Genomic DNA, 14208 nt, shown 5'->3' on the forward strand with positions numbered 1-14208 from the left:
GGTTTTCCGCGTAAATTCAAGAGCGCGGCCCGGTCAGCCCAGACTGTTCAGCCCCGGCTGTTCCGCGCAGCGCATTCAGCGCAGGCGTAGCATCCGGTCGCGCATCAACCCCTCTAGGGTCTGAAGGACCTGCAGGGCGCGCTGCTCAACCGTGTGATGCAGCAGCACCATGCGGCGCAGGCCTTCGGCCTTGTCGCGCCGGGCCTGTTCATCAGCCAGATAATGGCGCGCGGCCTCCTCGACCTCAGCCGGGCTGGCGCAGGTGACGACATGGCCCATGAACAGCTCTTCGCCCACGAAATGATCCGAGATCACCAGCGCCCCCGACAGCCCCGCATCCATGATCCGGTTCGACACGAAGCCCTGCGCCGCCATATCCGGCCAGTGATCGTTCAGCACGATACGGGCGGCGCGGTAATAGGCGGCAAGCCGGGCGTTGGGCACATGGGTGCCTTTCAGGTATTGCGGCGGGATCCGCCCTTCCCATTCGGCGCCGTAGACCGCCACCGGCAGATCCCGATCGATACAGGCCTGCGGCATCCAGCGGGTGGTCTTGCGGGAATTGCCGATGAACAGCAGATCGTGGCGCGGCACATCCGTCAGGTCGACCTGCGGGTGGAACACTTCGGGATCGGCGCATTGCAGCATCACCGAGGCCTGCATCCCCAGCGGCGCGATCACCTCTGCCGCGCGCGGATAGGCACTGACAAAGACATGATCATAACCGCGCATCTCCTCAAGCGAGACCCGGGCCGGATGGCTAATGTGCCACATCATGTTGATCTGCTCGGGGCGCGGCTCGAACGGGGTCACCCCCCGGAACACCAGCGTGGCGTCATCATCCGGGTGATGGGCATACCAGTCGGGCAGGATATCGACGCGGGTGCGGCAGCCCAGCCGCTCCAGCGCGCGGGCGAGGCTGTTTGCCAGATGCAGATCGCCCCAGCGGTGTTTGAACTCAGGCTTCGGGGCCGGCACTTTCAGCGCGATCTGCGGCCTGTCCTGACGCCAGTAAAGCCGCTCATTGCGGTGCCGCAGCTGCACCCTCTTGCGCACCTCGGCAGGCAAGGCAGGCGTCTGGACCGGCGCCGCGCGCCGCGCGAGACCCACATGATCCAGCTGCCCAGGCGCCCGACGGGCACAGGCGCGCAGGATGAAATCCCAGGGCGCACCCTCGCCCAGTCCGGCATCAAACCGCAGCCCCAGGGCACCGGGCAGATCGCGGCGGTGGGCAAAGGCCCCCAGATCAATCAGCGGCGCCGCCAGAAGGTCGGCGCGCCGGTACGGCGGCGCCACAAGCTGGCTGCGCTCTGCGGCGCCCTTCAGCCGGTCGCTGCGCACCAAGCCACAATAGAGGCTCTGCGCCGCAGGATCGGCAGCAAAACCGGCCACGATCCGCGCCAGATGATCCTGCCGCCAGAGCGTGCCGGGCTCCAGATAGGTGATGATCTCTCCCTGCGCCTCTTCAAGGGCCGCATTGCGCGCGGCGGCTGCACTCCGCCCTTCCAGCGCCAAGAGCCGCAGCTGCCCGCGTGCCATCCGGTCCCGGAATCGCTTTCGCGCCGCAGCCAGCACCCCGTCATCGCCGGAGGCCTCTACAAGCAATACTTCCTGCGGCGGGGCGCTCTGGGCAAAAACGGCCTCCAACGCGTCCATCACCTGCGGGCCCGTCCCCGGATCCGTCACCGTGCAGACAACCGAGATCCCTGCCCCCTTCCCGGGCTCTTGTCCTTGTTCCGGCGCCACCGTCAGACGCCGGGGCTGCTGGCCTGCCTGTTCAAAGGGCAGATCCACCGCCACCATGTCGAACCGCAGCCCCGCCTGCAGCGGCAGAATCCCCATAAGGCGCTCCACCGCATGTGCCATAGTGCCGCAGATCTGTCCCGCCTCGGCCGGGAAATCCGCAAAGGAGAGATCGAGATCCAGCAAGGGCACCAGAAGACTGCTGCGGCAGCAGAAGAATGAGCCCGCCGGGAAATCCGGGCAGCGCTCCGGCAGCGGCGCCAGCCCCATGCGCGTGGCCAGATGGGTGCAGAGATCGCGGCTGTCACCATAGTTCGGCGCCCGGCGCAGCATCGGCCAATAAGCGGGCGCGACCAGGCCAAGCGCCGGATCGGCGGCGAAGAGATCCAGCATCTGCGCCGCCACCGCAGGCGAGCCCAGAAGACTGTGCCCAAGAAAATCTCCCCAGCCCGCATGATAGCTGCCATGGGGCGATTTCTTGGTGTGCAGGTGCAGGAACAGATCCGAGTGGCGGATTTCCTCGCGAAACTGCACCAGCCAGGGCGCCACATCGCGCCCGCGGTTCGGGCCGTCCCGCAGGATCACCTGCCGCGCCCGGGGCAAGGCCGCCCGCAGGCGCTGCTCCAGCCCCGGCAGATCCGCCCCCTCCGGCACCGAGACCAGCAGGTCAAAGCCGCAGGGCAGCCGCGCCAGCAGCGCCGCCATCTGCTCCAGCATGTCCGGGTAGAAGAGATGCAGATGCACCGCCAGCCGCTCCGGCAGTCTCTCGGCCGGTGGCGGCCCCTGATCCTCAAAGGTCAGCACATGGCGCACCGGACCGTATTCACAGCGCCCGTAGCGCCTCAGATCCGGGTGGGTCCAGGTCCGGTCGCTGAAAAAGGGCATCGGGCGGCGCTCTTCCTCAAGCCCCGCCTCAAGGTAATGCAGGAAGGGGTTGATCCCCATCGCCGCCACTTCGGGGGTGGCGGCCAGATAACCCAGCGTATCGAACCAACGGTTCGGCGCCAGGCCTAGGCGCCAGCCAGTCGTCTGGAAATGGACGCCGGGATCCTCTTCGGCGCCAAGGGCCACATCCACCCCGCGGGTGCGGGCCTCTTCTATCTGGGTCCGATAGAACGCCGCATCAATATAGGGCGCCATGCGTGCGACGGCCCTTTCGGTGTCTGACATCTCTGCCCCTGTCACCCGACCTGCTCTTGCACCCAGGCCCAGGTGTCGGCAATGCCCTGGTCCAGACCGATCGTCTTCTGCCAGCCGAGCTCCCGCTTGGCCTTGCTGACATCCAGCACCACCCGCGGCACATCAAAATTGCGCCCCGGCTTGTAGATCGGCGTCACATCGCCGCCAACGGTGGTGCAGATCTTCTGCACCACCTCGGCCACCGAAGCGCCTTCGCCGCTGCCGGCATTGAAATTGCCGCTGACCCCGGAGACCAGCGCCCGGTGGCACAGCTCGGCCAGATCCCCCACATGGATGAAATCGCGCACCACGCTGCCATCGCCCCAGACCTCGATCTGTTCCTTGCGCGCCAGACGCCACAGATGGGTGCCGATCAGACCCTGGATCCCGGTATGGCCCTGACGCGGCCCATAGGGGTTCGAGGCCCTCAGCGCCACGTAGTCCAGCCCATGCAGCTTGTGCTCCATGAAGAGGTAATTCTCGATCGCCACCTTGACGATCCCGTAAGAGCTGATCGGATTGAGCGAATGATCCTCGCGCACCGGATCGCTTTGCGGCACGCCGTAGACCGTGCCACCCGACGACAGGTAGACCATCTTGCGCACCCCGGCCTGGCGCATCACTTCCAGGAGGCGCACCATGGCGATCAGGTTGCCCTGGATATCGGACACCGGGTCCAGGTTCGAGGTGGCCGGCACGGTGGTGCTGGCCAGATGCACCACCGCATCGACCCCGGCCAGCGCCTCGTAGATCTGCGCCGTATCGGCCAGATCGCACATCACGTATTCGACCCCCGGCAGCGGCGGACGGAACTGTTCCGCACGACGGTCCAGCACCCGCAGGGACATGCCCTGGGCCAGAAGCCGGTCCACCACATGCGAGCCGATAAAGCCGCAGCCGCCGATAATGAGAACCTTCACTCTGTCTCTCCTCTTGACCTAAACCTGTACCGCACAAGACCGCGGCATGAGCCTAGTTCCGACATGTCATGAGGCTGGTCTCAAAAATGCCTCAGACATTGAATTTTCTATCATAAAGATCCCTGAGAAACAGATCGCGCCACTCTTCGCTGTTGCGCCCAGCCAATTTGGCCAACTTCCTCGTATAAGGCTCGGCGGGGGCGGATATATTGGCATGCTGCGCGATCGCGGCGACAACCTGCTGCGGTTCCTGGGCCGCAATCTCTTCATAGACAAGAGTAAGCGGTGTGATGCCATGGGCCCGGAAGAAGTTGTCCCAAGCCGTGTTTTCCAGCTGCACCCTCAAGAACTGCTTGAGCAGAACATCGAAGTTGTATTGCGCCCCATCCGCATAGCTGGCGTCATATCCGCGCACAACGCCGCCGGCAAAATGCGTATCGGCCTTGTTCTGGGTGGCATGGTAGATATTGGTCTGCTGCGCAACCACACGGGAAATCGCCTGCCCCAACGCATCCCGGCGACAGATCCGCACCCAGACGGCATCCCGAAAAGCCTGATGGACATTCGGGGCAAAACCCTCTTCCAACCCGAAAACGTTCTTTAGGCACTTGTCCACGACGAACAGCTGGTTCGCCATGACCTTGATCGCAAAGACACCGTTTTCACCGGTACCGCGCCGAGTCACTTTCTCAAGCTCCTCGGCATAGTTGTGCTCTTCGGACATGGCGGCCCAATTGGCAAACCATTCTTCCGGCAGGCCTAGAACCTTTGCCGAGCGCATATCCTCAAGCAGCATTGTCGAGCCGCAGCGCTGCGTCGCGCAGATCACGATTTGTTTCGTCATGGGAGGCTCCCTAAAGTAAGATAGTACGTCACAGGTAGCGCCGGGCAAGAAAGCCTGACTGGCTCTCCCCCGTGCATACCCAAGAGCAGATCAGGCGTCATACAGTTTCGTGCGCAGACCACAGCGCTCGAAGAAATCCTTATAGCCGTCCCAGTATCTGCTATAGGCCGCCTCAAAATCATGGTCCAAGGCGCGCTGATAATACTCTTCGGCCCGAAGCGGCCCCTCCATATCAACCTTGTCCTTGGTGACATAGGGAATGGCCATCGCTTCTGCCATCTCGACAGTACGCGAGTCATGGGCAATTAGCATCGAGGGCGTACCGGCAAGAACCGCTGCAATGGTGCCGTGGATGCGTGTACCAAGAAAAAAACGTTTGCTGCGGCAGTAGGTCAGCCATTCTTCCATGCCAAAAAATACATGCCCATGGGTGCCTAGATACTCCCGCAGCTTATAAGGGGGCGCCTGGTACACTTCACGGATGACTGCAGCTGCTTTTTCCCGGATCTCCGGATTGTTCAGGCGTCCAAGCGTGAAATAGAAATCCGCCAGCTCCGACTGCAGCAGCAGATCGTGACCATGTGCGAAAGCCTGGCGATACAGGTAAGTATAGAAGGGATCCGTAGCGGTGTAGAAATGATGCCGCGTGCTGTGGATGGCGATGTCTTCGGGTCCAAGCTCATGGCTGTCTGCAGTGCGGAACACCGGCGGCTCTGCCCCGTTCATCAACAAGGAGGGACACCCCGTCGCTACGGCATTTTTCGCCCCGTAATGTTCAAGCACCTCGCAGCTGAATGTCCCGCGCGCCGCGATCACCGGGCTGCGCTCTGCCAGAAGCGAAACAAGACGTTGAGTTCCCGGTTTCAGCTTGGGGATCCGTTTTTCCATCGGCGACTGCGCCCCAAGTCCCAGCGCGATGATCGGCAGGTTTGTTGCCTCCAGCTTTTCGGCGATATGACCGAAATCCGCATGGCCATTCAGCCAGTTCGCAGCTGCTATGACAATACAATCCCGGCCTTCCAGCTTCTTCGGGTTGGGCAGGGCGTAATCAGTATTGACCGCATTCTCGAACAGACCGGATGTCGCTGCTGCAAACAGCATATTGCCCGTATTCTGCCCTGTACGCCGCAGCATGTTCTCAACGCTCAGAGGTTTTTTAGCAGGTGCTGTCTGCACCCCGAGAACCGCGGGTTTGCGTAGCTCAGGCATTATATCTGTTCCACTTCGTGAGTTTCCAATAAAAGAGCGACACGATCAATCCCGCCCCGTCCCGGCGCCAAGCTCTTCGTAAAGGGCGGCATATCTGTCGACCATGCGGTCCAGGCGGAATTCCGCGTCGAACCGGCGGCGGGCGTTTGCGCCCATCTGTGCGCGCAGGTCCTCATCCAGCATCCGGCGCGTGGCCTCCAGGAAGGCCGCCATGTCCAGCCCTGGCTTGCCGTCTTCCGTCTCCTGCAGCGGGATCAGGACCCCCGCCGCCTCTGCCCCCTCCCCCAAGATCGACGGGATCTCTCCCACATCCGAGGCGATCAGCGGCAGGCCCTTGGCCATCATCTCGATCAGCGCCAGCGGCAGGCTCTCACCGATGAAATAGCTGGGCAGGATGCCGATGTCGGAGATGGCGAAATAATCCTGCACATTGGGCACCTGACCGGTCAGCAGCACATGCTCCGGGGCGCGGGCGCGGATGTCATCGGCGGCAGGGCCTTCGCCGCAAAGTATCAGGTCCAGCTTGTGACCTTCGGCATTGAGCGCCTCAACCACCTCGACCGCCTCGGCCCAGCCCTTGGACGGAATGGCTCGCGCCGCCATGCACAGGACCACCGCATCGGGGCGCAGCCCCAGGGTCGCGCGCTCCAGCGGCTGGCGCACCGGTTCTTCGGCCATGCCATTAGGAATTCTGAGCAGGGTTTCAGGCCGGGGATACTGGTCAAACACCCCGATGTTCTTATCCGCCAGATAGACCCAGGCATTCACCCGCTCGGTCATGCGCGACATGCGCTCGGAGAAGGCACGATCGATACCCGGATGCTGCATGAGCGTTTCATGGCAGCCATGCATGGTGATCACCCAGGGCAGATCCGCAGGAATATCTTCGCGGTAGCTGTCCACCAGGGCATCCGACCACCAGATGTTGGAATGGATGAGATCAATGTCATAGCGCCGCACGATCTCGGCCAGATCAAAACCCGGATCGGTGGCGTGATAAAGCGCCACCTCGGGATTGAGCTTGGAGACCACCGCGTCATGGGTCGGCTGCGAATGCGCATTGACCAGCACCACGCGCCCACCGCGCCGCGCCCATTCATTGGCCAGGGAGATGGCGAACATCTGGCCACCGCCAGGGCTGAGATCCGGCGCGATCACCGCCAGGGACGGCAGCGCCTTCTGCGGCGCGGGCAGCTTCGGCAGCGCAGCAGGGTCGGGCACGTTGAACCGGGCAATATCCTGCTCTAGGAACTGCCGGATCTGCGCCTGCGCCTGCGGCGACTGATGATAGGTGCGGCCCACATAGGTCCGCACCTCGGCCAACTCGTTGAAATAGCGCAGCGAGCCTTCCAGCTTGTGGGTCACCGTGCCACCGTGGCGGCGGTGGTAATTGAGCGGCGCAGCGGAGAAGCCGACCAGCCCGCCCTTCATGGCGCGGATATAGAAGAACCAGTCGCCGCACAGGCGCATGCCGGTCACCGTCTCGACGAACTCCGGATCGGGGTCGAACTTGCGCATCAGCACCGCGCTGGCATTGGGGATGGTATTGGCGATGCCGAGGCCCTCGTTCGCCTCTTCGTGGTCGGTGGCGACGAAATCGCGGTTCCAGCGGCCGGGATTGATCCGGTCCAGATAGAGCGAGGGATAATCGCCGATCACCGTGCCATCAGATTGCACCGGCACCGACATGCAAGAGGCCAGCCGCACATTGCGGTCATCAAAGACCGGCAGCAGCGTGGTCAGCAGATTGTCTTCGCACCAGTCATCGGCTTCGGCCAGCCAGACGATCTCCCCCTCGGCCATATCCATGCCGCGCAGCCATTGCGCAAAGGGCGAGCCGGAGTTTTCCGTGCTGAGCGCGGTTTTTGTCCCGGCGCGGGTTTCGGCAAAGGCCTCCAGCAGCTGCGGCGAGCCATCAGAGGAGGCATCGTCCAGCAGGATCAGTTCGAAATCCTGGAAGGTCTGGGCGGTGATACTGTCCAGCCGCTGTGGCAGGTAGTCTTCATAATTGTAGTTGGGCAGCACCACGCTGACCTCGGGCTTCAGCCCGGCGGCCTGGCGCAGGTGATGCAGCAACAGCGGTCCCACCGCCTCGATCGTGTGACGGCGGGCCACCTGATCGCGGCCCGTGTCCCCGTCCCGGGCGCGCAGATCTTCATCGCGGCCATAGCGCAGCACCGCTTCGGCCATGGCGGGAATATTCATGAAGGGCACCGCCACGCCGCTGCCGGTCTGCACGAAATCGGCAATCCCGCCGGCCTCCTGGAAACAGACCAGCGGCGCCCCGGCCTGGGCCGCATAAAGCGCCACCAGCGGGAAGGGATCCTCCTGCGAGCTCAGAAGGAAGATATCGGCGCCGGCCAGCTTGCCCGCCACATCCGCTTCATAGCCGGTGAAGCGCACCCGCTCCGCGATCCCGGCCGCCTCGGCCTGGCGCAGGCAGTCCTCTTCGTCCGGGCCGCCGCCCAGCCAAACGAACTCCGCATCCAGCCCGGCCGCCAGCACCGCCTCGGCGGTCTCGATGAACTTGTCCGGCGACTTGCGCCAGTGCAGCACGCCGCACCCCATCACCAGGATACGCTCTTCAGGCACCCCAAGGGCAGCACGGGCGGCGCGGCGCCGGGCCTCCCGGTCCGTATCGGTATCGCCCTTGGGCAGCGCCTCGATATAGCTGTAGGCCGAAGTCATCCGGGCGGCTTCAAAGCCAAACTCCCCGCTCAGGGCAGCAAAGACACCGGGGCCACCGCAGATCACGTGATCGGTGCGCGCCCGCACCAGAGCGACCTCTTCGGGGTAGCGTTCAAGGATCTGCGGCAATTCGTGGATGAAGGCCACGCTGGGGGTCTCTGTCGGCCAGTATTTGTAAAAGGCGCCGCTGACGATGGAATTGACAAAGACCGCCTGCACATCCTCGCCCGCCCAATCGGCCAGGGCGGCGGCGCGGTCTTCCTCGGCATGATCCGAGAGCACGAAGACTGGGGCGATCTTCTCGAAATCCGGGCGGAAATGGCCACCGTTGACCGCCACGATCCCGACCGAGAAGCGGGTCGAGGAGACCAGCCAGTCGGCAAAGAGCCGCAGCACGGTCTGCGCCCCGCCCAGCTGGGTGTCATGGGTGACCAGCAGGATCCGGCCCCGGCGCCCGTCGGTGCGCAGCACGGAATCGCCGGGAGTCTCTGCGGCATCAACCGGAACGGTGGCCGGAGCGGCGCTGCTGCCCCGCAGCTCCTGATAAAGCGGCGCCAAGCCGCTCTCTGCGGCAGCGCCCTCCGCAGACACATAGCCCTCATGGGGCAGCAGTCCTTCGTGCCAGCCAGCGTCCAGATAGTGTCCGAGCGGTTCGATCGACAGGGCCACCGGATCCAGATAGCTATCCTGATACCACTTGGCATCGAAACGGGGATGCGGGCTGCGACCCTCGCGCCAGCCGGTCTGCAGGTAGTCCTGCCAGCAATCAACCGTCTGCGGCACATCGTATTGCGCCCGGTACCAGCCTGCATCGAACAGCGGATGCGGGCTGCGACCCTCGCGCCAGCCATTTCCCAGATAGTGAGTCAGCGGCTCCAGCCCCGCCCGGGCGACGTCGTCGTAGACCTCAAGATACCAGGCCGGATCGAACAGCGGGTTGAGACTGCGACCCTCGCGCCAGCCGGTTTGTAGATAGTGCCACCAGGGGTCCACATCCGCAGCCACGACATCAGGGTTCTGCAGCAGGTAGCGAGCCGGGTTAAACAGCGGATGCGGGCTGCGCATGGCGCGCCAGCCATGGTTCATGTAGTGATCGCAAGGCTCCATGTCCCCGGCAGCCATATCGGGGTTCTGCGAAAGGTACCAGGCCACGTCGAACAACGGATGCGGGCTGCGACCCTCGCGCCAGCCAAAGAGGCTGTAATGCGCCAGCGCGCCCCCGGGAAACCCCTCCACATCCGGGTTCTGCAAAAGGTACCAGTCTGCAGAAAAAAGCGATTCAGTATAAGATTTCTTTTTCATTTCTTTGCCTTCAGCAACCCGGTCCGCCCAGGCCGTTTTCCGATTTCACCCGCGCGGAGCCCCCCGTATCAAGGCCTCTGGCGACGTCTCTCAGGACTGGCCCCGCAGGGTCCTGACGATCCGACGCAGCGGCGCCGTGACCTTCCAGGAGGTGCTGTTCACATAGGCCTCTGTCATCTGTTCCAGCTCGGCGATCCGTAGTTGCTGCTGATGCAGGATCTCGGCCTGGGCCTCGCGCTCGGTGATGCCAAGGTCCCGGTCCGCGCTCAGGCGCTGCATTTCTTCCGCCCTATTCTCGGCCTCCCGGCGGGAGGTCTCCAGAGCGGCCTCAAGATCATGAATTTCTCGGCTGAGACCGGCACTGCGGTCATCCGCCAGCTGGCGCTGCGCCACCAGTGTGTCCTTCAGCCGGGTCTCGAAGTCTTCCTCCAACTTTCTCCGCATCACACGGGCGCTTTTCTGGCTCTGGTCGCGTTCGGCCACCAGCCTCGCTTGCTCGCTCAGCAGGCTGTCCCGTTCGCTTTTCAGCCCGGCCTGTTCCGCGCTCAGGCGCTCCAGCTCGACCGCAAGCGCCTCCGCACGGGCCTCGGCCTGGGCGCTCTGGCGCGTCATGTCCTCGATCTCCTGGTTGCGCTGCTCCAGGGTGCTGCGGATCTGCCAGCGCTCCTCCTCGGTCTCTTTGAGCTGCTGCTTCAACGCATCGAGGCGTTCGGTGCTTTCCTCAAGCTGGGCGGTCAGCTGCGCATTGGCCCGCTCGGCCTCCGCCTTCTGTCCGCGCAAGGCCTCAAGGGCCTGCTGACCGGTCGCCAGATCGCCGCGCAGCCGCGCAGCCTCCTGCCCAATCTGTTCAAGCTGCGCGCCCCGGTTTTCTGCTTCGGCCTGCGCCTGCTGGGTCTCGCTGAGCAGCTCGTCGTATTTCTCCGCCGCATGGCGCAGTTCTGCCTCGCGCTCGGCGGTCATCTTTTCCAGCGCTGTCGCATCCCGATCACCCTGGCTGCGCAGGGCATGAAACAGCGGGCTGAAGACCGGCGCAGCCTTGTCGAATGCCGCGCGGATCTCATCCAGCTGCGCGTGATCGGCTTCGTCTTCCCCCGCATCGGCCCAACGCTCCATGATCCCGAAGGTGGCCCGCACCCAATCCGATACCATGGGATTGCCGGACACCGCTTCGATCTTCTCCACGCTATGGCGTAGATTGCTGCTCAGGAACTCTCCGATCTCGGCCCCGACACTGCCCGTAAAACGCGGAAAGCTGATCTTCGTACGCGCGCTGATCGCCTGCGCCACCCCGCCCCAGTTGTCCAGCAACCGGTCATAGCTGGTGAAACAGCGCCGCGCGCCGCGCGATCCGGCCTCGGCCTCCAGCACATGGCGCAACCAAAGCAGCAGCCCCGCCGCCTGCGGCCAGCCTTCGCGGGTCTCCAGCGAGTGCGCCACCTCGATCGGGTTTCGATGAGTCAGCACATAAACGGGCTGCAGCTTTTGTTCGGTAAAAAGCCGCGTCCAGAAGGGCATCAACCGGCAGATCCGCGGATCCTTCAGCACGAAGAGACGCGATTTGCCGTATTCCTCCTGCAGCGCCTCAGCGCCTCGATCCAGAAACTCCTCCAGGCGCGGGGAATCGTACCAGCCGGGATTGAAGGTCTGCCAGTCGTCCCAGCTGGAACCGCCCGAGGCCAAGATCGCATCGTTTAGATTGTAGGCTTTCAAGGATTCATAAAAACCCTTAGGATTGAATTCATTGGGCGGCATGATCGCTTCGGGCAGATCGCACCCCAATCGCGCCAGCATTCCGGCCAGCGCAGAGGTCCCGGAGCGGTGCATCCCTAGGACGACGACGGCATGACGGGACTTAGTAGCAGCGTTTTTCTTGGACATACCTGATTGTGCCTTCAATTCTGGTATCTAAATACAACTGTTAAGCGCACTGACCTACCAGATGCCTTACAGCGGCGCCACGGCAAAGGCCGGGGCCGCATTGCCCGACTTGGCAGTCTCAAGGAAGCCGCGCGCGGTGTCCAGCGCCTCGCGGATGGTCACATCCATGTCGAGATAGCGATAGGTGCCAAGACGCCCCACAAAGGTGACGCCCTCGGTCTGTTCCGCCAGCTTCACATAATCGGCCAGGAGGGCTTTCTCCTTCACCTGGCGGATCGGGTAATAGGGGATATCGCCCGGCTCGGCGCTGCGGGAATATTCGCGGTAGAGCACCGATCCCTCTTGCTCTTCCCAGGGGCTGAAATGCTTGTGCTCGGTGATGCGGGTATAGGGTACTTCTTCCTCGCCATAGTTCATCACCGCGCAGCCCTGGTAATCGCCCTCATGGGTGAAACGTTCGAAATCCAGCGTGCGGTAGCCAAGGCGGCCCAGCTCATAGTCGAAATAGCCATCAAGCGGGCCGGAATAGAACACGTGATCATAGCCTTCGGCCATCTCACGGGTGAATGTGGTCGACAGCTTCACGGTGATGCCCGGGTGGTCGAGGATCTTCTCGATCATCGAAGTATAGCCGTTTTCCGGCATGCCCTGGAACTTGTGGAAGAAATAATTGTCGTCGTAGTTGAAGCGCACCGGCAGGCGCTTCAGGATCGAAGCCGGCAGTTCAGACGGCTGCACGCCCCATTGCTTGATCGTATAGCCCTTGAAGAAGGCCTCGTAGAGGTCCTTGCCCACGAACCGCATCGCCTGTTCTTCGAAGGTCTGCGGATCGGCGATCGAGGTATCGGCCTGTTCCTCGGTGATGAAGCTGCGCGCCTCTTCCGGGCGCAGGGTCTTGCCGAAGAACTGGTTGATGGTGTGCAGGTTCACCGGCAGCGAAAAGACGCCGCGCTGGCCCTTGGGATCGACCGAGGTGGTCTTCACCCGGTTCTTGTAGGGCAGGAAGGTCTCATAGGTGTTCACATAGTCCCAGACCTCGGCATCGTCGGTGTGGAAGATATGTGGCCCGTAGATATGCACCATGACCCCGGTATCGGCGTCGCGCTCGGTGTGGCAGTTGCCCCCGATATGATCGCGCGCATCCACCACGGTGATGTCATAGCCTGCCTCGGCCAGATGCCGCCCGATCACCGCACCCGATAGGCCCGCGCCCACCATGAGGAGTTTTCCTGCTGCCATACGCCTGTTCCCTTTGCCCAAAACCTGCCCACCTTAAAGGCGAAATGCGCCCTTGCCGCAAGGGGGCGGAACCGCCCGTCCGGCTGATTGTGTGCCTGATGCAAATGCAATAGACAAAGATGGATTCATACCAGAGATTGACGCGCTCCGATGACCAACATCCCGCACAGCAAGACGCTGATTTTCCACATTGGCGATCCTAAAACCGGAAGCTCTTCAATCCAGCAAACTCTGTTTGATGGCAATTGGTCCTGTCCCGGACACGATCTGGCCTACCCGGACCGGCTCAACGCCATTCCCCTGGCCAAATCGCTCTATGCCGATGCCCCCGCCCCGCAGCGCCAGCACCAGTTTGCAGAAACGGCGGACTGGCTTCGTCAGCAGCAGGAAAAGACGGCAGTTCTGTCGGCAGAGCATTTCGCCTTTGTCACACCCGAAACCCTGAAAGACGCCGTTGAACAGTATCTGCCGGACTACGCCGGACGCGTAAGGGTGATTGCATATGTGCGCCCACATGCTGCGCGGATGCTGTCGACCTACGCACAACGTGTCAAAACACGTGGGCTACAGCAGGACATCAGCGCCTTCTGCAAGGCTCAGATCAGACAAGAAAAATTCATTTACACTCCGCGTTTTACGGCCTGGCGCAAGGTCTTCGGCGATGATTTTACCCTGCGCCCCTTCCTGCGGGACGCTTTGTATCAGGGCGATGTCGTGGCAGATTTCCTGCACACTGCACTGGGCAGCGGGCCGATCACCATCAACGCAGGCCCGCAGGTGAATGAATCTCCGACACTGGATCACCTGGCCAGCCTGCAACTGATCCAGAAAGTCCTGCGTCAGGCCGGGCTGACGCGCGAATTGCGTCATGCGCTCTGTATCAACCTTGCGGACCGGCTGGCCCGCGGCCCCAGCGCCGCAGGCCCGCGCCTGAAAATGCCACAAAGCCTGATCCCCCTGCTGCAAAACGCCTACCAGGAAGATGCGGCGGCACTGGACGCGGCGTTTTTCGAAGACGCCCCCATGACCAAGGCACTGGCCGCCGCTGCTGAAAGCGCAACCCATACCGACCAGTCGATAGCTGCGGACAGTCGCCTCAGCCCGGCACAGCGCCAGGGCCTGCGGCAGATTTCGAACAGGATCACCCAACTTCAACAGCTAAGCGCGTAAGCGACTGATATTGTTGGAGCGGGATGCCCGCTTTTG

The 14208-nt window shown here is 62.8% G+C and carries 8 protein-coding genes; 1 reads left to right on the forward strand and 7 read right to left on the reverse strand.

Features of this window, described 5'->3' with window-relative positions; translation table 11 throughout:
- Positions 1–75 precede the first annotated feature (75 nt).
- The 7 genes from C6W91_RS17225 to glf all read right to left on the reverse strand — a co-directional run bounded on the left by C6W91_RS17225 (position 76) and on the right by glf (position 13002).
- The gene (locus tag C6W91_RS17225) at positions 76–2913 is read right to left on the reverse strand and encodes a rhamnan synthesis F family protein (protein WP_370571194.1); all 2838 of its coding nucleotides are present in this window, start codon (positions 2911–2913) and stop codon (positions 76–78) included.
- Between the two features lie 11 nt (positions 2914–2924).
- Positions 2925–3842, reverse strand: a complete 918-nt coding sequence (locus C6W91_RS17230; protein ID WP_370571195.1) for an NAD-dependent epimerase/dehydratase family protein — start codon at positions 3840–3842, stop codon at positions 2925–2927.
- 91 nt (positions 3843–3933) lie between these two features.
- Positions 3934–4686, reverse strand: coding sequence for a Stf0 family sulfotransferase (locus tag C6W91_RS17235; RefSeq protein WP_370571196.1), 753 nt, complete (start codon positions 4684–4686; stop codon positions 3934–3936).
- A gap of 90 nt (positions 4687–4776) precedes the next feature.
- On the reverse strand, positions 4777–5895 hold the full coding sequence (locus C6W91_RS17240; RefSeq protein ID WP_370571197.1) for a polysaccharide pyruvyl transferase family protein: 1119 nt from the start codon (positions 5893–5895) through the stop codon (positions 4777–4779).
- Between the two features lie 45 nt (positions 5896–5940).
- Positions 5941–9885 carry a glycosyltransferase gene (locus C6W91_RS17245; protein ID WP_370571199.1) on the reverse strand — a complete coding sequence of 1315 codons (3945 nt, stop codon included), beginning with the start codon at positions 9883–9885 and terminating at the stop codon, positions 5941–5943.
- A gap of 90 nt (positions 9886–9975) precedes the next feature.
- Positions 9976–11763, reverse strand: a complete 1788-nt coding sequence (locus C6W91_RS17250; protein WP_370571201.1) for a sulfotransferase family protein — start codon at positions 11761–11763, stop codon at positions 9976–9978.
- A gap of 66 nt (positions 11764–11829) precedes the next feature.
- On the reverse strand, positions 11830–13002 hold the full coding sequence (gene glf / locus C6W91_RS17255) for a UDP-galactopyranose mutase (RefSeq protein WP_370571203.1): 1173 nt from the start codon (positions 13000–13002) through the stop codon (positions 11830–11832).
- A 150-nt stretch (positions 13003–13152) separates the two neighbouring features.
- On the opposite strand from glf, the gene C6W91_RS17260 reads away from it, so the two are divergent.
- A complete protein-coding gene (locus C6W91_RS17260) occupies positions 13153–14172 on the forward strand; it encodes a hypothetical protein (RefSeq protein ID WP_370571205.1) in 1020 nt (339 codons plus the stop codon).
- The last annotated feature ends 36 nt before the right edge of the window (positions 14173–14208 follow it).

This window comes from Phaeobacter sp. SYSU ZJ3003 (genome assembly GCF_041300735.1).
GTDB classification, from domain to species: Bacteria; Pseudomonadota; Alphaproteobacteria; order Rhodobacterales; family Rhodobacteraceae; genus Phycobacter; species Phycobacter gallaeciensis_A.

Coding starts and splice junctions, on each gene's coding strand:
- C6W91_RS17235 (WP_370571196.1), bottom strand. CDS start 4,686: ATGACGAAACAAATCGTGATCTGCGCGACGCAGCGCTGCGGCTCGACA.
- C6W91_RS17225 (WP_370571194.1), bottom strand. CDS start 2,913: ATGTCAGACACCGAAAGGGCCGTCGCACGCATGGCGCCCTATATTGAT.
- C6W91_RS17250 (WP_370571201.1), bottom strand. CDS start 11,763: ATGTCCAAGAAAAACGCTGCTACTAAGTCCCGTCATGCCGTCGTCGTC.
- C6W91_RS17260 (WP_370571205.1), top strand. CDS start 13,153: ATGACCAACATCCCGCACAGCAAGACGCTGATTTTCCACATTGGCGAT.
- C6W91_RS17245 (WP_370571199.1), bottom strand. CDS start 9,885: ATGAAAAAGAAATCTTATACTGAATCGCTTTTTTCTGCAGACTGGTAC.
- glf (WP_370571203.1), bottom strand. CDS start 13,002: ATGGCAGCAGGAAAACTCCTCATGGTGGGCGCGGGCCTATCGGGTGCG.
- C6W91_RS17240 (WP_370571197.1), bottom strand. CDS start 5,895: ATGCCTGAGCTACGCAAACCCGCGGTTCTCGGGGTGCAGACAGCACCT.